Consider the following 23,151-nt stretch of genomic DNA (forward strand, 5'->3'; position numbering starts at 1 on the left):
AAGGATTTCTTGTAGGTTTGAAAGATATAAAAATATTTTTAAAATTTAGTTAACGCACACCGTGCATCATTTTTTTCAATTTTGGAGTTAATGCCATTAATATAACAGCTGCCAATCCGCAAAGAATAACGAATACCATGAAAAATTCAAATAAATTATGAATCTCAAATCCTGCAAAAACTGGATTGTTTGGACTGATTTGATTTTTCTCTAAGATTGCTAATTGTTCTACAGTCAAAGTGATTTTTTTATCTAATACCGCTTGTAAATCAATGCCAAGTTCTTTTGCTTTATTGAATTTATCTCCAGTAGCAGGCAAAATAGAACCTAATGTTCCAGCCAAGGCATAACCTGAAGCATTTGATAAAAAGAATACTCCATATAATAAAGAAGAAAAACGCTTCGGAGATAATTTACCAACTAATGACAGTCCTATTGGTGATAAACATAATTCCGCACAAGTTTGAATCAAATATAAAAGAATCAACCATTTGATAGCAAGCAAACCATTGTTTCCTAAATCTTTAACATTGTAAGCAATAATAAAATAACTCAATGCAATTAATGCTAATCCAACTGCTTGTTTTACTGGTGAAATTGGCTCTCTGTCTTTGCTTCTTAAATAATCCCACAACATACTGAATGGTACTGCAAATGCTACAACAAATAATCCGTTAAAAATTTGAACCATCGATGGTGGCATATTGTACCCGAAAAAGTTTCTATCTGTTTGATTATCGGCAATAAATGTTAAGGACGAACCAGCTTGTTCAAAAGCAGCCCAGAAAAATATAACAAAGAAAGCTACAATATAAATTACAAAAATTCTATCTCTCTCTACTTTTGTAAGTGATGAATCTGAAATTATTAATCCCGCAAGTGATAAACCACTAGCGTAAATTAAAGAGTATATAAAGTTTTGTCCAAATACAAAATGGAAAATTAATCCCAATCCGAAGAATGCTACTACTGCACCAATTAATGCTTTCTGCGAAAAAACAGCTTTTTGAGATTCTCCCTCTTCATAGTCAGAAGCATCATTTTTAGAAGGCAAACCTCCTAAAGGTTTTCCCTCTGGAGTAACTACATATTTGTTTTTAAGAAAGTAGAAAACTGCAGTTCCTATTAACATAGCAATAGAAGCTGCTAAAAACCCCCATTTAAAGGCATGGATGTCTCTTACTCCTTCTGTTTTAACATCACCTACAATTGGGCAAATCAACTGACCTAAAAAAGCTCCTAAATTGATACCCATGTAGAAAATTGTAAAGGCTGTATCTAGTTTGCTTTTTTCTTGCTTTGGATATAAACTCCCAACCATGGAAGAAATATTTGGCTTGAAGAAACCATTTCCAAAAATTATAATTCCTAAAGCTGACCACATTAGAGTGCTTGCTAAACTGATGTTAGTGCCAAATACACTAGCACTTATGAACAAAAAGAATTGTCCAATTGCCATCATCAATCCACCTAGCAAAATACAATTTCTGTTTCCAAAAAACCTATCGGCAATAAAACCACCTAACATAGGAGTTAAATAACAAAGTCCCAAGAATCCTCCATAAATTAAAGAGGCATCTTCTTCTTTCATCATCAGTGAGTTCACCAAGAACAAGGTCAAGATAGCCCGCATTCCGTAGAAATTGAATCGCTCCCACATTTCGGTTCCAAATAACACCCAAAGTCCTTTTGGATGTCCTGTTTTTACTGCTGTTTCACTCATTTTTATTAATTTGGTTTGTTTTTAATTATCGCTTTTATAAATTCTCTTTAATGAAATTTGTCATCTTTGTATACAATTGAACCCTAGTTTTACCACCATAAATTCCGTGGTTATTATCAGGATATATCTGAGAATCAAATTGCTTATTGGCTTGTATCAAAGCCTCCATCATTTGCATAGTATTTTGCACGTGTACGTTATCATCTCCAGATCCATGAATCAACAAGTACTTTCCTTTTAATTTATTCACGTGGTTTATAGGGGAATTATCATCATATCCACTAGCGTTTTCTTGTGGTGTTTGCATGTAACGCTCTGTATACACGCTATCATAAAAACGCCAGTTAGTTACTGGAGCTACCGCAATTGCCATCTTGAAAACATCATTGCCTTTTAAAATACAATTAGAGGCCATAAAACCACCATAAGACCAGCCAAATATACCAATTCTAGATGTATCTACAAATGAATAATTCCCTATTACTTTGGCAGCATCAATTTGATCCTCTACCTCATACTTACCTAGCTGCAATTGAGTCACTTTTTTAAAATCGGCGCCTTTAAAACCGGTCCCTCGTCCGTCAACACAAGCTACAATATAACCTTGTTGTGACAACATCATGAACCAGTAATCATCAGTACTGTTCCATTCATTATTTACTTGTTGAGATCCAGGACCCGAATATTGGTACATGAAAACTGGATATTTCTTGTTTAGATCAAAATCTTTTGGTTTTATAACCCATGCATTCAATTCTATTCCTTTTTCTGTTTTCAACACAAAAAACTCTTTGGCAGGTAGATCGTATTTCTTTAATTTGGTTGCAAGAGCCTCGTTATTTTCTATTACTTGAATTTGTTTTCCAGCCTTGGCTTCATTTAAAGTATAAGTAGTAGGCTGCGAAGCGCTAGAATATGTATTGATGTAGTATTGAAAATTTGGGCTGAAAGTAGCTGCATTAGTACCTGTGTTTTGAGACAGTCGTACTTTTCCTTTGCCATTAAGCAAAACTTTATATACATCTCTATTGATGGAACCATTTTCTACAGATTGATAAAAAACCGAATTAGTTTTCTCATCATAACCATAATAATTAGTTACTTCCCAATTTCCATTGGTAACCTGATTTTTTAAACTTCCATTTTTGTCATACAAGTAAATATGGTTGAAACCATTTTTTTCACTCGTCCAAATAAAACTGTTGTCTTTAAGAAAAGTCAAATTATCAGTAACGTCAACATAGGCTTTGTCCTTTTCATTCAAAACTACTTTTGTAGTTCCAGATGTGGCATCAACAAAAATTAAATCTAAATTATCTTGATGACGGTTTAACACCTGAGCCGAAACAGCATTACTGTCATTTGTCCATTTTAACCTGGCAATATAAAAGTCATTGTAATTGCCTAGATTTATGTTTTTCACCGCATTTGCGTCTACATCATAAACGTGCAAAGACACAACCGCGTTCTTTTCGCCAGCTTTTGGATATTTAAAAGTTTGATTTGTAGGATATAAATCTTTAGCAAACATAGACATAGAGAATTCAGGCACTTTACTTTCATCAAAACGAATGTAAGCTATTTTTTTACTATCAGTACTCCAGTCAAAAGCTTTCACAAAAGCAAATTCTTCTTCGTAAACCCAATCTGTAATTCCGTTTATGATACTATTTTTTTGTCCGTCTGTTGTTATAGCAGTAGATTTAGTAGTAGCTAGATCATAAACATAGAGATTGTTCTCTCTAGCATAAGCAATTTTTTTACCATCAGGTGAAAAGGTTGGCTCTTGAACTTGAAAATCAAAAAGTTTTTTCAATTTTTTTGTAGTTATATCGTACAAATAATAATCAGCTGTAAATGAATGACGAAAAATTTGATTGGAGTTACAAGCCAGCAATATCATTTTTTCTGAAGCATCAAAGGAATAACTGTCTATTCCACTAGCCAGCTCTTGATGTGATTTAGTATCAATTAATGTTACTGTTTTCTTTAAAGTCGCAAAATCATATACATTAATTTGCATACTACTAGATTGCATATCTACGTTTAAAACAGTGTACTGATTCATGTTTTTTAAGGATTGCAATTCATCCATTCCTTTGGCTCGAAAGGTACCGTTGTACATTTCATCAATGGTTATTTTTTGTTGTCCAATAACCGAAAAACAAATAAATAAAAATAAAGCGATATAATTTTTTGAATACATACTATTAAATTAAGGATAAAAAACCGTCAATTTTAGTGAAAAAATTACAATAATCAGTTATTTTTTATGTTAAATGTAAAAACAGCTTACCACAACTCACTCTTATTGAAATGATTTAGATTGCAAATAAAACCGCTAATAACGTATCTTTGCAGTATAGTACACCCTAATCAATTGAGAATGAACAAGACCATAAGTGGATTTTCAAAATTATCAAAAGAAGAAAAAATCAAATGGATTGCAACAGAATATTTCTCCAATCCATCTGAAGCAATTGCAGTAATTAAAAATTATTGGAACAACGATGAAAAAATTCAACAGCTTCATGATGAATTTATAGAAAACACGATTACGAATTTTTACATACCCCTTGGGATTGCTCCCAATTTTTTGATAAACGGCAAGTACCACACCATTCCAATGGCCATTGAGGAAAGCTCTGTGGTAGCAGCAGCATCCAAAGCAGCCAAATTCTGGGCTACACGAGGAGGTTTTAAAACCACGGTTATCAATACTGAAAAAATCGGCCAAGTTCACTTTATATTCAAAGGTGATGTATCTAAACTAAACCTGTTTTTTGCTCAAAACAAAAATAAATTTTTCTCTGAAACCGAGTCTATCACCGCTAATATGCAAAAACGCGGCGGTGGAATTACCGATATAATTCTAAAAGATAAAACTGATTTATTACCAAACTATTACCAGTTACATGCTACTTTTGATACTAAAGATAGCATGGGCGCTAATTTTATAAATTCGTGTTTGGAACAATTTTCCAAAACCTTAAAAGAAGAAGCACAACACTATGATTTATTCTCAACGTCAGAGAAAGATATTGAAGTAGTGATGAGCATTCTTTCGAATTACGTGCCAAATTGCATTGTAAGAGCGGAAGTTTCTTGTCCTGTTGCCGAATTAGAGGAAAAACAAATACCAAACCCACAGGTATTTGCAGAGAAATTTGTTCAAGCAGTACAAATTGCTGAAGTAGAACCATACCGCGCCGTTACGCACAACAAAGGAATTATGAACGGCGTGGATGCCGTTGTACTGGCTACTGGTAACGATTTTAGAGCGGTTGAAGCGGGAATTCATGCCTACGCTTCCCGCAACGGAACCTATTCTAGTCTTTCACATGCCAAAATAGAAAACGGAATTTTTACTTTTTGGCTGGAGATTCCGTTAGCATTAGGAACTGTTGGAGGATTAACATCGCTACATCCTCTTGTAAAGCTTTCTCTCGAAATGCTAGAAAAACCCTCTGCACAAGAACTCATGCAATATGTTGCAGTTGCAGGGTTAGCACAAAATTTTGCAGCCTTACGTTCGTTGACTACCACCGGCATTCAAGAAGGCCACATGAAAATGCACTTAAACAACATAATCAATCAATTTGAGGCCAGTACTGCAGAGCGTCTTTTGATTCAAAATCATTTCAAAAAGAATGCTGTTTCTCATAGCGCTGTAGTTTCCTTTATTGAGAACCTAAGAAAATAAGATTGATTTTTGATTTTCCAATCAAAATTAAAAACCTTGATTTGGATTAAAACAATACTGATGAAAAAAACATTTTACAGCAATGGTAAACTTCTAATTACTGGAGAATATCTTGTTCTTGATGGCGCACAAGCCTTTGCATTGCCTACAAAACAAGGACAAAACCTTTGTGTAGAAACAAGTAAGAACCATGAAATCGTTTGGACAAGTTATGACTTTGATGGTCAAATATGGTTTCAAGACACTCTTTCATTTTCTGATATTACTAATGGGACTAGGGATCAAACGGAATCTGTAAAAAGTACACTTACCACTATTTTACACGAAGCCTATAAATTGAATCCTGAATTCATCCTCAATGCTAATGGATACACTGTTACTACTGAACTCAGTTTCCCTAAAAATTGGGGCTTAGGAACGTCATCTACTTTAATTAACAATATTGCCAAATGGTTGCAAGTTGATGCCTTTACGTTGTTAAAAAACAGCTTTGGAGGTAGCGGATATGATATTGCTTGCGCACAAAATAACACTCCCATTCTTTTTCAGATAAAAGATGGCAATCCAACCGTTAAACAAATTGAATTCAATCCTGAGTTTAAAAAAAATATCTATTTTGTATATCTCAATAAAAAGCAAAACAGTAAAAAAGCCATTGCAGCCTATCAAAAAAATAAAAAAAACAACCTAGCCGAAACCATAGCTGTAAATGACCAATTGACAACAGCCGTTTACAATGCTAGTACTATATTAGCATTTACCGAATCCTTAGCGCAACACGAAGCACATTTGAGTTCTATTCTAGAAACTACAATCGTTAAAGAAACTTTATTTCCAGATTTTGATGGAGTTGTAAAAAGCCTTGGCGCTTGGGGCGGAGATTTTGTAATGACAGTATCAGAACATAACCCAACCGCTTATTTCAAATCAAAAGGATATGAGACTGTAATTCCTTATGAGGAGATGATCTTGTAGTTGCTCTTTTGTCCATAAAAAAACCCGATACTTTTCAATCAGTATCGGGTTTTTTATATTTAGTAAGATTAGATTAGTAATTAAAATCTAATCTGTTATCTTCAATTTTAGCATTTTCTTTAAGAGCAGGAACAACTCTATTCGCGTCTGATGCACTTTGAGTTTTAAGCTTTGTAACATAAGCAGCGTGACTTTTTAAAGCTGGCGCTTTTACAACACTTACATTTTTTACCACATAAACTCCTGTATTACCTTCAATTGGTGCAGAAAGCTTGTTCGCTGATAATGCAAATGCATTACCTACTACTTTTGGTTCTGGTCCTACACTAGGCAACATGGTATTTTCCATAGTTAATCCTGTAGCTTGCTGTACTGTTCCTCCCACTGCTTTTGCAATAGCTTCAAGAGAAGAACCGTTCATTTTAGCTTTGATTAATTCTGCTTTCTTTTTGTTTTTTAAAATAGACTCAACGTAAGGTCTTGCTACAGAAACTGCAATTAGTCCAGAATCGTCAATGCTTTTTAATTTAGCAATAACATGCCCAACATTAGCTACTTCGAAACGTTTTACATCACCTACTTTTACTCCTTTTTCAAAAGCCCAACGAACAATTGTTCTTTGGTTTCCTAGAGAACCAAAATTCTCATCTAATCCTTTTACAGATACTGCAGGAGCTACTTTTAAACCTAATGTTTTTGCAACCGCATTAAGATCTTTGTCAGAGGCATCCATCTCTAACTTTGTAGCTTGAGCAAATATTTTATCAGCGGTAGCTTCAGAAGCCTCTACTTTTTGAGCTACAGTCGCTAAACGAATTCCATCTTGTTTATCAGTAACTTTAATCACGTGGAAACCAAATTCAGTTTCTACTAAACCTACTTTACCAATACCATTACTAAAAACAAAATCATTAAAAGGTTTTACCATTTGGTTTGGACCAAAATAACCTAAATCACCACCTTGTTGCGCAGAAGAATCATCAGATGATGTAAAAGCCAACATCATAAAACTATCTGGATTAGCCGAAACTTGAGCTAAAATACTTTCAGCTTTTGCTTTTGCTTCCTCCTTAGTTCTTTTTTCTTTTTGATTTGGAACTTGAGAACCTTCATAGCCTATTAAAATATGGCTTGCCTTAACATTTACAGCTGCTCTCTTACCTAATGATTTTGACAAACAAATGTATTTACCAAACATATACGGACCATAAACAGCACCTGGAGCAAGGTTAAACAATTTATCAGCATCTACAGCTGGCAAATCTTTTTTAGCTATATATGTTGAGTCATAAGGAATATCTGAATTTGAATTAACGAAATCTACTGCATTTGCTGTAGTTCTAAATCCTGGTAAAGTATCATTTTTACCTGTTTTTTGGTTATACACTACACTACCAGATAACAATCCGTTTATTCTAGTTTTAATTTCAGATTCATCAGCTGGTGATGCTTTGTCTTCAATTAATACATACTCTACTTCACGAGATTCGTCAGCTTTGTATTTTTTCTTATTTTTACTCATGAAATCTACAATTTCTGAATCAGAAATTTTAACTTCACTATCTTTAATTGTTGAATACAAACCAGCAACATAACCAAAATTTACTTTGTTAGATTCCATTTCATACTTCATCTTACCTTCACTATCCGTTGTAAAAACTGAAGCTTTGATAAGCGTGTTGTACAATTGAAACTTAGCATTCAAATCAGCATCTTTTTCTCTGTCTTTCAAAAACTGAGCTTGTTCTGGGTTTGATTTAAAATATTGCTTGAATTTAGCAACATCAAAAACGCCAGCAGCATTTAAAAACAATGGATTTCCACCAATGTTTTGATCCGCTTTAAAAACCTCTAACAAATGTTTTTCGCCTACACGTAATCCTAGTTTTTCAAACTCAGATGTTAATAAAGCTACAGAAACCTCTTGATCCCATACTCTATTTGCAGCTTGTGTAGAAGTAATGCCTTGACCACTTTTTTCAACATTACTAACTTTAACTCTAAAATCTTCAAATGAAATGTCTTTTCCATCAACACTACCTACATCTTTTGAAGTACTGCTAAAACCACCACTGTTGAATATATCACCTATGATAAATGCTAATAAACAAAACCCGATAACGAGTATCAAGAGAAGTGAACGTTGTCTAATTTTTTGTAAAACTGCCATTTTATTGTTGTTAATTTTTATATTCAGTTTGCGAAAATACAATTATCTAATTAATAATTATACTAGTAGCCTTTTATTTTGCAAGAAAATTTATTTTCCCAATAAAATAAAGCCTTGAAGCATTATTTAGTATTTTTAATTTAGCTTAAACCAATGATTTTTGAGGGTGTTAAACACTATTTAGAGCTTTTTCCATAGTCATTGAACCGTTAAAATAAACTTTGAATTAAATCTGAAAAATGATTAAAAACTAAAGTTTCATAACCTAGAAACACTTGTTTTATTGAAGACAAAACCCAACTTTTACCAAACAAAGCTGTGTTGTCAAATAAACAAACCAAGTACTTTTATGGTTTCATATTTTTATTTCTTTCCTCAAATTTTTTAGTAAACCTCCTTCTGAAGAAAAACATAAACACTGCAAAAGCTGCTATTATAAAATTCAACCATGCTTCGCCAAGAGCTGGATTGTTGAGTTTTTTAACCCCATCAAAAATAAGATAGGCTGCAAAAAGTAAATAAATGTATTGAGTGTATTTAAAATATTTCATGATGATGTGTTTTATTCTTCTGTTTGAATCTCTCCAGTTATTTTTTGTGAATTGATCACTTTGAAATCTTTACTAAAATCTATTCCTTGCCCATTTGAAACTCCTTTTGCCCCAAAAAGCTTAAATTTTCTTTCGGTAAAAAACCATTCGTTTTTTTGATCAAAATACAATTGCTCTGTTTCTAATTTTTGCCCGTCTTCGGTGAAAATTTTAACATTGCCCTGCAAATCAATTATATTTGTAGCTTTGTAAGAGACTGCGTAATTTGACTTTATAAAGGTTTTTTTGCCTTTCTTGTCATACAATGTAACATCTATACCTTTTGGAAATTCAGTAAATGGAAAAACGACAGTAGCATAATCTAGCATTTTTGGACTGACTAAGACTGCAGTTATACGTCCAGAATCTGTGTATTTTAAATCAACCAAATCAGCATCACTACTGGGCACAAACTCCGAGAAATTAATTTTTTGTATATTTTTAAAATTACTTTCGCAACTTACAACCGCTAATGCACAACTGCTAATGGCTGCATATTTTAAAAAAAAACGTTTCGTAATTGTCATATACAGCTATTAAGGGCGTAAATTGTAAAAGTCCTAGTAGAACTTTCTTCTTTCAAACCATTTTTCATTTAATGAAAATCCAAGACTAACATTAGCATAATTCTCCTGAATCAAATTAGCTTTTGTAGTACCTCTCTTTCCTATTTCAAATCCAACGTTTACATTAGAGAATGTTCCATTGAGTGGCAAACCTACACCAAGCGTAAGACCCATGTCATTTATAGATTCTGAATTAATAACGAGACCCGTTTTTTCATATCTTAAACCACCTCTATAAACAATTCGCTTAGCATAACTAGTAAAAGAATTGTATTTTGGAATGTAATATCCTCCTAGAGAAACACTACCATATTTACCATAACCTACATTAGCACTATTATTGTATTCATTGGCTTGACCTGAGTTTTTTCCGTACTCAATTGTACCTCCCAAAAGCCATTTTCTCGCTTCTCCAATACCCCCACCAAGCGCTATTTTACTTGGCATGTTTAAATCTTTAGACGAATTGATATCTGCCAAAACATCAACAACCGCGATATTAAAATCCGAATTGTATAGTGCAGTTGCAATGTTACGAGAGTTATTTGATTTTAAATTACTCTGCAAGGTATACGTCAAACTGCTGTATGCATTGATCTTTTTGTACAATTTAGTTTCAAACATCATTCCCACACTAAAATTAACACCCGATAAATCAGCAGTGTTTAACTCCCTTGTCCCTATTGAAACATCATTAATGTACTCAAAACTGTTAGTCTCAATTTTACCAAAATTATAACTTACATCTGCACCGATGTTAAACTTAGGAGTAACTTTGTAGCCAAGACCTAAAAAAGCCTTATTCAAACCACCTTTTCCATCAAAACGTCTGTTTGTGGCAGCAGCATCCTCAGAAGTAGATTGTATTTTAAACCCAACAGAAGAATACGGTATCAAACCAAAACCTAGACCAAATTTACCCATTGGTAATCCAACAGCTAGATAATCTATAGTTGTTCTTTTAGCATTTGCAGATTGCGAATCATTTTTTAAAGTTGTAGTTCCATAAGTCCCACCAAGCACTACACTTGTATATTTCAAATTAGCATAACTTGCAGGGTTTTGTAAATTGATATGTATACTATCTTGCTCCACTGCAACACCAGCCATAGAACGGTATTCATGTGCTCCTCTAAACCTTATTTGTCCTATACCGTAAAAAGAATATGGAGATGCTGATCCTTCTTGTGCGAAAGTTGCTACTGAAAAAAACAAGCAAGAACTTATTAAAATTTTTTTAATCATTTTTTAATGTTATAATGGAATTTTCGATTCAAACTCTCTAATAGGAAATTTGAATTGGCAAATATGGTATTTTTTAATCGTTTAGCCAAAAAAACTGCATCACCGCCCGTTAAAATTATTATAAAATTTGGATACCTCAATTTGTAATCCGCTATGAATCCATCGATTTCATGAACCAATCCATTTACAACACCTGAATGAATGGAACTGTTAGTAGAATTGCCAATGCTGTCTTTTGGCATTTCTAAAGTAAGCAAAGGAAGTTTTGCTGTGAAATTGTGTAAAGATTCATATCTCAATCTTAAGCCAGGTGAAATAGCCCCTCCCAAATAAGTATCTAGATCGTCTATAAAATCATAGGTCACACAAGTACCTGCATCTATCACCAACCTATTTTGCCCAGGAAACTGCAATACAGCACCCGCAGCCAAAACCATTCTATCAATTCCTAATGTTGCTGGTGTTGCATATTTATTAGCAAAAGGATACTCATCCTCACGTCTAACATAGTGCACTTTTAACTTTGAATAATGGTCTAAAAAAGCAATTTCATCTACAAAACCCACTGATGAAATTGCAACATCAACCACCGATGTGAATTTTTTTAAAATATTTTCAATATTTTTTTGAACAGTCTCTTTTGCAAAAACAAAAACCTCCTCATACTTATCCCCCTCAAAAACAGCAGCTTTAATCCTGGTATTCCCAACGTCTATAACTAAAACCATAATTTAAAATTTACGATCACGAAGATACAAATTCATTTTTTTTTAAATTTGTTTTGGAGAAACAAAAAATGATTCTATATTTGCACCCGCATTAGCACGGTACCTTAGCTCAGATGGTAGAGCAATGGACTGAAAATCCATGTGTCCCTGGTTCGATCCCTGGAGGTACCACAAAACCCGAATAGAAATATTCGGGTTTTTTGTTTATCTATACCTCTCAAAAAATCAAAAACTAGTTTTTACTTTTTTTTAAAACACTCTGCAACACCAACCAACTATTTTTCACAACACTAGAAATCTATTTGTAACAATTTTACTATTGCTACACTAAATCTTCCTTTTTTGAAATCCCTTTACAGTCAAAACCTTATTTAACTGATAATACCACAATAAATAATAGATAAAAATAAACAGTATATATATTTATTCTATTTTTAAATAATTCTAATTTAGAATGTTGCTAATTTAGTATATTTATGCAAAATTTATATACATGGAGCTTTTAGCCTGCCCGAAATGTCAAGGAACCCAAATCACAAAAAGCGGAGTAATCAACAATAAACAAAGGTATTTATGTAAGAAATGCCGCTACTTTTTTACCGTAAATAAATTGGGTAAAAAGATTGATGATTACTATGTTACTAAGGCCTTACAACTTTATTTGGAAGGATTGAGTTTTCGAGAAATCGAACGTATTATTGGCGTTTCGCATGTCACCATTAGCAATTGGGTAAAATCATTTAACATAAAAAAACCATCTCATGCAAATTACCACCCTATCTACAAAATTTTAAGTCACTTAGAACTAATAGAATACTTAAAGAACAAAGCGTTATTATCTGGTGCAGGAATGATTATCACTGAACTGGGAGATAAATTCATGCTAATTAAATGGGAACGATTCAAGGATTAACTATAGACTTTACACAAAAATATATCTGAATTTTTTTTCACAATAAAAAAATAGAATTTGGCACTTTATTAACCGACCATTTACTAACCAAAATTTTATTTATGAAAAAAATATTGTTTTCAGCGGCAGTACTCCTACTATCACTGCAAGGTTTTTCTCAAGGCTCCACTGACTACGGTGCTGGCATGAAATTTAACCTGAACGAAGACGGTTCTAAATTCATGCGTGTCATTGCATGGAACCAGATCTGGATGCGTTCCTCTCAGATGAATCCCGGTACAATGATTGGTGGCGAAGCAACATCAACTGGAACCGATATAGGGAACAGACGTTTGCGTTTTCTAGCCTATGCACAAGTATCTAAACGATACATGATTTTGACCCATTTTGGGATTAACAACCAAACTTTTACTAATGGTGGTGCAGCAGGATCTTCAGGAACTGGAGCCTATGGTGCAGGAAAAAAACCAGGCTTATTCTTTCACGATGCATGGAATGAATATGCGGTTGTACTTCCAGAAAAAGACAAAAAATTTAGTATGTCACTGGGTGCAGGATTGCATTACTACATGGGTTTATCCAGATTAACAATGGCATCTACACTTAACTTCCTTACTATTGATGCTCCTATATTTAACTGGCCCTTGATTGAAAACTCAGATCAATTTGCTAGACAAATGGGTCTGTTTGCAAAAGGTAAATATGGAAAACTAGAATATCGCTTGAGTTACAACAAACCTTACGCCACTAATGTAGTTCCTACAAACACTACTACCGCAGATAACGCCGTAGCGGTTGATAACAGTGGTATGACAAAATGGTCGAAAGCTGGATATTTTGAATATCAATTTCTTGATCAAGAAGCAAATGTATTACCCTTTAAAGTAGGTAGTTATTTAGGAACTAAAAAAGTATTCAATGTAGGTGCTGGTTTTTATAATGCCCCTGATGCTACAAGATCTTTAGTTAATAACACCGTAAACAAACACGATATTACACTTCTGTCTGCTGACGTTTTTCTGGATTTACCCATTGGAAAAAAAGAAAACAAAATGGCTGTAACCGGTTACAGTGTACTTTATGATTATGATTTTGGACCTAACTATTTACGCAATGTGGGTATTATGAATATTGGATCAGTAGATCCTAATTTTACAGGGAGTAGAGCTATTTCAGGACCTGGAAATGCGCAACCTACTATTGGTTCTGGAACTATCTGGTACACACAAGCAGGGATTTTATTACCCAATAAAGAAGCAAAACCGAAGATTAGAATTCAACCCTTTGGAGCAGTTACTTATAAAAACTTTGATGCTTTAACACAGTCCAGCACACAGTTTGATGTGGGATCTAACTTTTTCTTAGACGGGCATCATGCAAAAATAACAACACAGTATTCAACGAGACCTGTTTATACCTCATCAACAAATAGATCTGGATCATTAGGAGACTTCGTAGTACAATTGCAAATTTATTTATAACTAATTTTAAAAGCATAATTTATGAGCACTAAATCAACAAAAGGAATTTGGAAAGTCATTTCTGCATCCTCAATGGGTACCATGATTGAATGGTATGACTTTTATATCTTTGGAAGTTTAGCCGTTGTAATTTCAACTAAATTTTTCCCTTCTGACAATCCTACTGCTGCTTTCTTATCTACTTTAGCCACATTTGCAGCTGGATTCGTTGTTCGCCCGTTTGGAGCCCTTTTCTTTGGAAGATTAGGAGATTTAATCGGTAGAAAATACACTTTTATGGTTACACTCCTTTTGATGGGAGGAGCTACATTTTTGATAGGATGTATTCCAACTTATGAAACCATTGGGTTTATGGCGCCATTATTAGTTTTGATTCTTCGTTTGCTTCAAGGACTAGCGCTTGGGGGTGAGTATGGAGGAGCTGCAACTTATGTAGCGGAACATGCACCCGTAGGACAAAGAGGGTATTGGACTTCATGGATTCAAACTACCGCTACAGTGGGATTATTTATTTCCTTGATGGTAATTTTAGCCACAAGAAACTTTCTCTCTCCAGAACAATTTGACGAATGGGGATGGAGAGTTCCGTTTTGGGTATCCATTGTAATGGTAGGAGTTTCGTATTTGATTCGTAAAAACATGGATGAATCTCCTGTTTATGCCAAAGCAAAAAGCGAAGGAAAAACGAGTACTAACCCACTAAAAGAAAGTTTTGGAAACCGTTACAACTTGAAATTTGTATTGCTAGCCTTATTTGGAGCAACAATGGGACAAGGTGTCGTTTGGTACACAGGTCAATTTTACGCGATGAGTTTCCTTAAAACGGTTATGTCTATTGATTCTTCACAAGTAGATACTTTACTTGGGATTGCATTAATTCTGGGTACTCCATTCTTCATATTTTTTGGATGGTTGAGTGATAAAGTGGGTAGAAAATACATTATGATGGGAGGAATGCTTGTTGCTATCCTATTGTACAGACCAATCTACAAGCAGATGTTTGAAACAACTAATGTAAAAAACAAAACAGAAGTGGTTGCCAATACTAAAATTCTTGCCGAATTAAAAGAAAACAAGAAACAAACCATGGACTCTATCTATACCACTAACAAAGAGTACGAAGATGGAACAACATTAGTAGAAGTAAAAACAGTATCTTTAGAAAACGGTATTGCAAAAATAGTTGACGGAAAACCGAAAGTTGAAACCAAAACCACTATAAAAATTAACTCTAGTGACAAGTGGACACTAATCTTTTTAGTTTTTATTCAAGTGATATTTGTTACAATGGTTTACGGTCCGATAGCTGCTTTCCTTGTTGAAATGTTCCCGGTGAAAATTAGATACACTTCTATGTCATTGCCTTATCATGTAGGTAACGGAATTTTTGGTGGCTTACTGCCTGCAATATCAACCTACTTTGTAACCAATGCTAAAGATTTAGGTCATCCTGAATATTACTTAGAAGGATTATGGTACCCAATTGTTATTGCTGCTATCAGTTTTACCATTGGAATGGTTTACATAAAAAATAAAGATAAAAACGCTCACGTATAAAAAACACAGCTATGAATCAATTAAAAAGACTTTTAGGATTAGTTTGGATTGCATGTGCAGCAGCTGCAGCCTATTTTTGTATTTTCCAATTTGGGTTACCCAAATTTACATCAGGAAAACAAGAAGATTTAGTATTTGGAATCATTATCCTCTTTGTGCTCACTCCATTAATCGTGGCGGGACTTGGAACCTTTGGTTACTATGCTCTCGCTGGTGATTATGACGAAAGAAACGATTAAGCAAACCATTATTTTGGGCAATCTCTACAATCAATTGTAGAGATTGCTTATTTAAAGCAACGTTGAATGAAAAGCTATTTGCATTTACGTGCTGGAACAATTACACCGTATTAAAACACGCATCAATTAGACTATTCCCTTTTGTATGAAAAAGAGACATGAACAAAAACTCGTTATTCTTTCAATGCTAATGCTATTGGCCTTGAACATGCCACTCTTACTTTTATTTGACAGTTCAAAACCCATTTTTGGATTTCCAATTATCTATGTTTATATCTTCTCGGCATGGCTTTTTTCAATTGCAATCTCGTATTTAATTATCAAAAGGTATTATGAATAGTATAGGTCTTTTATTAATATTAGTACTCTATGTGTCTATTCTTTTTTACATCGCCTATTGGTCTGAAAAAAGAAGCCACTCCAAATGGACTAATAATCCTTATATTTATTCTTTTTCGTTAGCCGTATATTGTACTGCATGGACTTATTATGGCAGCATTGGCGTAGCTGCAGAATCCGGTTTAGGATACTTACCTATTTATCTTGGCCCCATATTAATCATCCCTACTTGGATGATCATCCTCAAGAAAATCATCCGAATTTCGAGAGTAAATAAAATTTCCAGTATTGCAGATTTTATTTCTTTACGCTACGGGAACAGTAGATTTCTTGGTGCCTTGGTTACCATAGTTTGTATTTCTGGAATTTTACCCTACATTTCCTTACAACTTAAATCGATATCAGATACTTTTCATATTGTAACAAAAACACAAGCAAGTTCAAATATTTTTAATGACACTACCACCTACGTATGTCTTGCTCTAGCTCTTTTTGCCTCTTACTATGGAACTAAATATGTTGATGCCTCTGAAAAAAGAAGAGGTATTGTTACTGCTGTTGCAATGGAGTCGATCTTAAAGTTGATTTTCTTTTTGATCATAGGGATTTATGTAACCTATTTCGTATTTGATGGCGTTGATGATATTTATAAACAAGCAGCAACTCTAAAAGATTTTGACAAAAAAAATACCATTGGTGGCATTACGGATGCTATGAACTGGTTTTTCCTTTGCGTTTTATCTATGTTTGCCATATTTCTTTTACCAAGACAATTCCATACCGCAATAGTAGAGAACAATAAAGAAACTCATATACGCACTGCAATATGGCTTTTCCCGCTGTATTTATTACTTTTCAATATATTTGTGTTCCCAATTGCTTGGGGCGGCAACATCCTTTTTGAAGGCAAAGGACACAATTCAGATACGTATTCGTTACTTATTCCGCAATTGTTTGACAACGATACCTTGACGGTAATGGTGTTTCTTGGAGGGTTCTCTGCAGCTATATCCATGATTATCGTTTCGTCTATATCTCTAGCTACCATGTTAAGCAACAACTTATTGATTCCGTATGGCTTTATAGGCTCCTTAGAAAATTCGTCGCAAGAAAAAAACAGCAAACGCATTGTAAACAGCCGTAAAATTGGAATTTTTTCTCTAATTATTTTGGCGTATGCCATTTACAGATTATTTATTCTAGACTATTCACTGGTTTCAATAGGCTTAGTAGCCTTTGTTGTCATTGCCCAATTAGCACCTTCTTTTTTTGGGGCTATCTTTTGGCGCCGAGGTTCAAAAAATGGCGCTATCACAGGAATCATTCTCGGATTTGCTGTTTGTTTTTATACCTTACTCATTCCGTATGCTACCGGCATGACAAATTCAGTCAGTCATTTTGTTACCGAAGGACCTTGGGGCATTTCACAATTAAAGCCTTTTCAACTTTTTGGGTTGGATTATTTAGAGCCTATTCCGCATGCTGTTTTTTGGAGCTTATTAATTAACATCATGAGTTATGCCGCAGTATCGGTGAGTTTCAAAGGAAATTATAGGGAACGCAATTATGCCGAAATGTTTGTGGATATTGACAAATACATTACCAATCACGAAAATGCTTTTGTATGGAAAGGAACCGCATACATCTCTGATATTCAAAAAGTATTACAGCGCTTTCTTGGCGAAGACCGAACAAAACGCGCTTTGACGATTTTCAATTTAAAATACAACATTGATAAAGACGTAACCACTGCTGATGCCCGCTTTATAAAATTTGCCGAAAATTTACTTACCGGTCACATAGGTACGGCTTCCGCCAAAATACTAATTTCGAGCGTTGTCAAAGAAGACAAAATCAGCTTGCCCGAAGTATTGCGAATTTTGGAGGAATCCAAAGAAAATATCATCATCAACAAGAAATTGACAGACACTTCGAACGAATTAAAAAAAATATCGGAGCAACTCAAGAATGCCAATCAGGAACTAGTCAATAAAGACATCCAAAAAGATGAATTTCTAGACACCGTTACCCATGAATTGAGAACACCAATAACCGCAATTCGTGCAGCAAGCGAAATCTTGCATGATGATGACGCTATTCCCGAAGAATTGAAAAAGCAGTTTTTACAAAACATCATTTCAGAATCGGATCGTTTGAATCGTTTGATTGATAAAATTTTGGATTTAGAAAAATTTGAAACGGGAAAACAGAAAATCTACTTGTCAAAAAACAACATTACAAAAACGATTTTAACTACGATAACTTCATTAAATCAATTAATTAAAAACAAAAAAATCACAATTGACTTTGACAAAGCTGATCACGCCATTAAAGCCTTTTATGATGAAGAGCGCATCGTACAAGTAATCCATAACTTATTGTCTAATGCCATAAAATTTTGTTCAGAAACGGATGGAAAAATAACCATTTCTATCCTTGAGAATGAAACAAATGTAGCAGTCAAAATTCATAATAACGGTAAACGTATTAAAGAAGAAGATGCCGAAGCTATTTTTGATAAATTCTATCAATCTCGGAATCAAAACATAAAAAAACCAATAGGAAGCGGATTAGGATTAGCCATTTGCAAACAGATTATAGAACATCATAAAGGAACTATTTGGAGTGAAAAGAATGAGGTTGAAGGAGCCACTTTTACTTTTACATTACCTAATTATAATACAAGCGAAACAAATTAAAACATGAGAAAAATTTTAATTGTCGATGACGAACCAAACATTGTAATGTCATTAGAATATACTTTCAAAAAAAACAATTTTGAGGTTTTTATAGCCCGTGACGGACAAGAAGCATTGGACATTTTGCAAACTAAACTCCCAGACGTTATTATCCTGGATGTCATGATGCCCATGGTGGATGGTTTTGCAACATTGGAACAAATAAAAAAAGAGGAACGTTTGCAACATTGCAAGGTAATTTTCCTTTCGGCAAAAAATAAAGAAAAAGACATTGAAAAAGGGCTTTCATTAGGTGCTAACTTATATGTAGTGAAACCATTTTCGATCAAAAAGTTAGTCGAGCAAGTACATGATTTACTATCCTAAAAAACATTCAATACCATGAATTATAACAAAATTTACGAAGACAGTATTGCAAAACCAGAACAATTCTGGGCGCAACAATCTGATGCAATTGAGTGGTACAATAAACCAGCGACCATTTTATCGAAAGATGAAAATGGATATCCGCAATGGTACAAAGATGGCGAATTGAATATTTGTTATTTAGCCCTTGACAAACACATTCAAGATGTATACGGCGACCAAGTTGCCCTAATATATGATTCTCCTGTAACACAAACCGTAAAAAAATACACCTACTCTGAGGTAAAAACCGAAGTAGCAAAACTAGCAGGTGGCATGCTTGCATTAGGTTTGAAAAAAGGGGATACGGCCATTATTTACATGCCTATGATTCCGCAAACAGCCTTTGCTATGTTAGCTTGCGCCCGCATTGGAGTAATTCATTCGGTTGTTTTTGGTGGTTTTGCACCACATGAATTGGCTATCCGCATTGATGATTGTAAACCACGTGCCATTATTACAGCTTCGTCAGGAATAGAAGTAGATCGATTAATTGCCTACAAACCATTAGTTGATGAAGCCATTGCATTAGCGAGTCACCGACCAAAAAAAGTTATCGTTTTCAATAGAAAATTAGGAGCTAGAATTCCGTTTAAAAAGTATGATGTAGATTACGAAGCCTTAGTGTACGGCTCCGAAGAGACAGCCTGCGTTGCCTTACCTTCTAATCATCCGCTTTATATCTTATACACATCTGGAACTACTGGAAAACCAAAAGGAATTGTAAGAGATACTGGAGGATATGCCGTTGCACTCAAATTTTCGATGAAACATATTTACAACGTAAATCAAGATGAAGTTTTTTGGGCAGCATCGGATATGGGTTGGGCAGTAGGACACAGCTACATTTTGTATGGCCCATTATTAAACCGAAATACAACCATTGTATTTGAGGGAAAACCCATAAAAACTCCTGATGCCAGTACGTTTTGGAGAATCATTTCGGAGCATAAAGTTGGAACCATGTTTACAGCGCCAACTGCCATTAGAGCCATTAAAAAAGAAGATCCTAACGGAGAATTCATCAAACAATACGATTTAAGTTGTTTAAAAAATCAATTTTTGGCAGGAGAACGCTGTGATAATGCCACTTTAGAATGGTATCAAGAACACATTCCGATTCCTGTCATTGACCATTGGTGGCAAACCGAATCTGGTTGGCCCATGATTGCCAACTCCCTCGGAATTGAAAAAATGCCTGTGAAATCTGGTTCGGCTACAAAAGCAGTTTGTGGCTATGACATTCGGATTTTCAATGAAAACGGTCAAGAACTAGGTCCAAATGAAGAAGGGCTTGTGGTCATAAAATTACCATTGCCACCCGGAAACTTATTAGGAATTTGGGCGAACGAAGCCCGTTTCAAGGCTAGTTACTTTAGTAAGTTTGATGGCTATTATCTTTCTGGCGATGGCGGTTACAAAGATGAAGACGGTTATATTTTTATTACCGGAAGAACCGATGATGTTATTAATGTAGCGGGACATAGGTTGTCAACCGCAGAAATGGAAGAAGTTGTGGCTGCTCATCCCTGCGTTGCAGAATGTGCAGTTATAGGCATTCACGATGAGCTAAAAGGACAAGTTCCACTAGGATTGGTCGTGACTAAACTAGGAACCGAAATGGAACAATACCAGTTAGAACAAGAAATCATAAAACTGGTTCGGCAGCAAATTGGGGCCGTTGCTTCGCTACGAAATGTAGTTGTAGTGCAACGTTTGCCAAAAACACGATCCGGAAAAATTTTGAGAAAACTAATGCGAAGTATTGTTGATGGTGAAACCTTTCAAATTCCATCTACAATTGATGACGAGGCCATTATTGACGAAATTACGCAAACAGTACAAAAACATAAAATAGGTAGTTATAATTTATAAAATTTATCAAACATCATGAGTTACTATAAAATTAATACTTTAGAAGAATATTTTAAACATTACAAAAAATCAGTTCGTGAACCAAAAAAATTCTGGGACAAAGTAGCCTCAGAAAACTTTACTTGGTACCAAGAATGGGACAAAGTGGTTGATTTTAATATGGCTGAAGCCGAGATAAAATGGTTTACCGAAGCCAAAGTAAACATCACTAAAAATTGTATTGACAGACATTTAGCCAAAAATGGAACAAAAACTGCCATCATTTTTGAGCCCAATGATCCAACCGAGACCGCTGTGCACATTTCCTACAACGAACTACACGAACGTGTGTGCAAAATGGCAAATGTTTTACAAGAACAAGGCATACAAAAAGGAGATCGTGTATGCATTTATTTGCCTATGATTCCAGAACTAGCTGTTACTACGCTAGCTTGTGCAAGAATAGGTGCTATTCACTCCGTTGTTTTTGCAGGATTCTCGGCATCGGCGGTGGCAGCTCGTGTTAATGACAGCTCTTGTAAAATGGTCATCACCTCAGATGGTGGTTATCGAGGCAATAAAACAATTGATTTAAAAAGTATTGTTGACGAAGCCTTATTGAGTTGCGATTGCGTTGAAAAAGTATTGGTTACTAAAAGAATCAACTCAACTATCAATATGAAAGAGGGACGTGACCAATGGTTGCAGCCACTTCTAGACGCTGCCTCAGACAATAATGTAGCCGAAATTATGGATGCCGAAGATCCGTTGTTTATTTTGTACACCTCCGGCTCTACAGGAAAACCAAAAGGAATGGTTCATACTACTGCAGGCTATATGGTGTATACTGCATATACCTTTAAGAATGTTTTTAGTTACGAGGATAACGACATTTTTTGGTGCACTGCTGATATTGGTTGGATCACTGGACACTCCTATATTTTGTACGGACCTTTATTGAATGGAGCTACGACTGTAATTTTCGAAGGCGTTCCCTCCTACCCTGATTTTAGTAGGTTTTGGCAAACTATCGAGAAACATAAAGTCACTCAATTCTATACGGCTCCAACAGCGATTAGAGCCTTGGCGAAAGAAAGCATCGAATTTGTACAACGATACCAATTGACTTCTTTAAAAGTGATTGGATCCGTAGGAGAACCTATTAATGAGGAAGCTTGGCACTGGTACAACAACCACGTAGGCGATAAAAAATGTCCTGTAGTGGACACTTGGTGGCAAACCGAAACTGGTGGAATCATGATCTCGCCAATTGCTTTTGTAACACCAACAAAACCTACGTATGCATCGTTACCATTACCGGGAATCCAACCTGTTTTGATGGATGAAAAACGCAACGAAATTGAAGGCAATCAAGTTACAGGAAGCTTGTGTATTAAATTCCCATGGCCAGGAATTGCTAGAACTATTTGGGGTGATCATCAACGTTATAAAGACACGTATTTTTCTACTTTTCCAGGCAAATATTTCACTGGCGACGGCGCTTTGCGTGACGAAGTTGGGTATTACAGAATTACGGGCCGCGTAGATGATGTTGTTATTGTTTCTGGTCATAACCTTGGAACAGCACCTATTGAAGATGCCATCAATGAACATCCAGCGGTTGCTGAAAGTGCTATTGTAGGTTTCCCGCATGATATCAAAGGAAATGCTTTGTATGGCTTTGTAATTCTAAAAGAAACTGGAGAATATCGCGATAGAGAAAATCTGAGTAAAGAAATTAATCAACACATATCAGATCACATAGGTCCAATTGCTAAGTTGGATAAAATTCAGTTCGTTTCTGGTTTACCAAAAACCCGTTCTGGCAAAATCATGCGTAGAATTCTACGTAAAATAGCCGAAGGAGATTATTCTAATTTTGGAGATACTTCAACCTTGTTGAATCCTGAAATTGTGGACGAAATCAAAGATGGTAAAATTTAATTTTTAGTTTTAATTTGTTG

Annotated in this window: 17 protein-coding genes and 1 tRNA gene; 11 read left to right on the plus strand and 7 right to left on the minus strand. The window is 34.8% G+C overall.

The annotated features are described in order from the left end of the window. Window positions 1–49 precede the first annotated feature (49 nt). On the minus strand, window positions 50–1,723 hold the full coding sequence (locus tag AC061E_RS03380; RefSeq protein ID WP_182651220.1) for a peptide MFS transporter: 1,674 nt from the start codon (window positions 1,721–1,723) through the stop codon (window positions 50–52). 34 nt (window positions 1,724–1,757) lie between these two features. Beyond that, a complete protein-coding gene (locus AC061E_RS03385; RefSeq protein WP_478284997.1) occupies window positions 1,758–3,929 on the minus strand; it encodes a S9 family peptidase in 2,172 nt (723 codons plus the stop codon). Window positions 3,930–4,109: 180 nt separating this feature from the next. On the opposite strand from AC061E_RS03385, the gene AC061E_RS03390 reads away from it, so the two are divergent. Together AC061E_RS03390 and AC061E_RS03395 are read left to right on the plus strand one after the other, a co-directional pair. Next, entirely contained in the window at window positions 4,110–5,426 is a 1,317-nt protein-coding gene (locus AC061E_RS03390; RefSeq protein WP_478284998.1) for a hydroxymethylglutaryl-CoA reductase, degradative, read from the plus strand. Window positions 5,427–5,486: 60 nt separating this feature from the next. Then, window positions 5,487–6,401 carry a GYDIA family GHMP kinase gene (locus AC061E_RS03395; protein ID WP_478284999.1) on the plus strand — a complete coding sequence of 305 codons (915 nt, stop codon included), beginning with the start codon at window positions 5,487–5,489 and terminating at the stop codon, window positions 6,399–6,401. A 73-nt stretch (window positions 6,402–6,474) separates the two neighbouring features. On the opposite strand, the gene AC061E_RS03400 is transcribed toward AC061E_RS03395, so the two are convergent. The 5 genes from AC061E_RS03400 to AC061E_RS03420 all read right to left on the minus strand — a co-directional run bounded on the left by AC061E_RS03400 (window position 6,475) and on the right by AC061E_RS03420 (window position 11,700). Then, window positions 6,475–8,571 carry a peptidylprolyl isomerase gene (locus AC061E_RS03400; protein WP_478285000.1) on the minus strand — a complete coding sequence of 699 codons (2,097 nt, stop codon included), beginning with the start codon at window positions 8,569–8,571 and terminating at the stop codon, window positions 6,475–6,477. A gap of 347 nt (window positions 8,572–8,918) precedes the next feature. Further along, a complete protein-coding gene (locus tag AC061E_RS03405; protein WP_144891466.1) occupies window positions 8,919–9,122 on the minus strand; it encodes a hypothetical protein in 204 nt (67 codons plus the stop codon). Window positions 9,123–9,133: 11 nt separating this feature from the next. Beyond that, window positions 9,134–9,688 carry an LPS export ABC transporter periplasmic protein LptC gene (lptC, locus tag AC061E_RS03410; protein ID WP_478285001.1) on the minus strand — a complete coding sequence of 185 codons (555 nt, stop codon included), beginning with the start codon at window positions 9,686–9,688 and terminating at the stop codon, window positions 9,134–9,136. Between the two features lie 33 nt (window positions 9,689–9,721). After that, window positions 9,722–10,972, minus strand: a complete 1,251-nt coding sequence (gene bamG / locus AC061E_RS03415; protein WP_478285002.1) for a BamG family beta-barrel-assembly machinery protein — start codon at window positions 10,970–10,972, stop codon at window positions 9,722–9,724. Beyond that, window positions 10,969–11,700: a type III pantothenate kinase gene (locus tag AC061E_RS03420; RefSeq protein ID WP_478285003.1), complete on the minus strand. Its 732-nt coding sequence runs from the start codon at window positions 11,698–11,700 to the stop codon at window positions 10,969–10,971. The genes bamG and AC061E_RS03420 overlap by 4 nt, the downstream gene beginning before the upstream one ends. Window positions 11,701–11,798: 98 nt before the next feature. On the opposite strand from AC061E_RS03420, the gene AC061E_RS03425 reads away from it, so the two are divergent. The 9 genes from AC061E_RS03425 to acs all read left to right on the plus strand — a co-directional run bounded on the left by AC061E_RS03425 (window position 11,799) and on the right by acs (window position 23,131). Continuing rightward, a tRNA-Phe gene (locus AC061E_RS03425) sits at window positions 11,799–11,871 on the plus strand. A gap of 322 nt (window positions 11,872–12,193) precedes the next feature. Continuing rightward, window positions 12,194–12,613 (plus strand): IS1/IS1595 family N-terminal zinc-binding domain-containing protein, encoded by a 420-nt coding sequence (locus AC061E_RS03430; protein ID WP_478285004.1) that lies wholly within the window; start codon window positions 12,194–12,196, stop codon window positions 12,611–12,613. A 101-nt stretch (window positions 12,614–12,714) separates the two neighbouring features. Continuing rightward, window positions 12,715–14,094, plus strand: coding sequence for a porin (locus tag AC061E_RS03435; protein ID WP_478285005.1), 1,380 nt, complete (start codon window positions 12,715–12,717; stop codon window positions 14,092–14,094). 21 nt (window positions 14,095–14,115) lie between these two features. After that, window positions 14,116–15,651 carry an MFS transporter gene (locus AC061E_RS03440; RefSeq protein ID WP_478285006.1) on the plus strand — a complete coding sequence of 512 codons (1,536 nt, stop codon included), beginning with the start codon at window positions 14,116–14,118 and terminating at the stop codon, window positions 15,649–15,651. Window positions 15,652–15,662: 11 nt separating this feature from the next. After that, a complete protein-coding gene (locus AC061E_RS03445; RefSeq protein WP_158728461.1) occupies window positions 15,663–15,890 on the plus strand; it encodes a DUF6814 family protein in 228 nt (75 codons plus the stop codon). A gap of 332 nt (window positions 15,891–16,222) precedes the next feature. Beyond that, on the plus strand, window positions 16,223–18,928 hold the full coding sequence (locus AC061E_RS03450; protein WP_478285007.1) for an ATP-binding protein: 2,706 nt from the start codon (window positions 16,223–16,225) through the stop codon (window positions 18,926–18,928). Window positions 18,929–18,931: 3 nt separating this feature from the next. Further along, window positions 18,932–19,294, plus strand: coding sequence for a response regulator transcription factor (locus tag AC061E_RS03455; protein WP_478285008.1), 363 nt, complete (start codon window positions 18,932–18,934; stop codon window positions 19,292–19,294). A 15-nt stretch (window positions 19,295–19,309) separates the two neighbouring features. Beyond that, window positions 19,310–21,208, plus strand: a complete 1,899-nt coding sequence (locus AC061E_RS03460; RefSeq protein WP_478285009.1) for an acetate--CoA ligase — start codon at window positions 19,310–19,312, stop codon at window positions 21,206–21,208. Between the two features lie 15 nt (window positions 21,209–21,223). After that, window positions 21,224–23,131, plus strand: a complete 1,908-nt coding sequence (gene acs, locus AC061E_RS03465) for an acetate--CoA ligase (RefSeq protein WP_478285010.1) — start codon at window positions 21,224–21,226, stop codon at window positions 23,129–23,131. Window positions 23,132–23,151: the final 20 nt, after the last annotated feature.

It is taken from the genome of Flavobacterium sp. GNP011 (genome assembly GCF_056428925.1).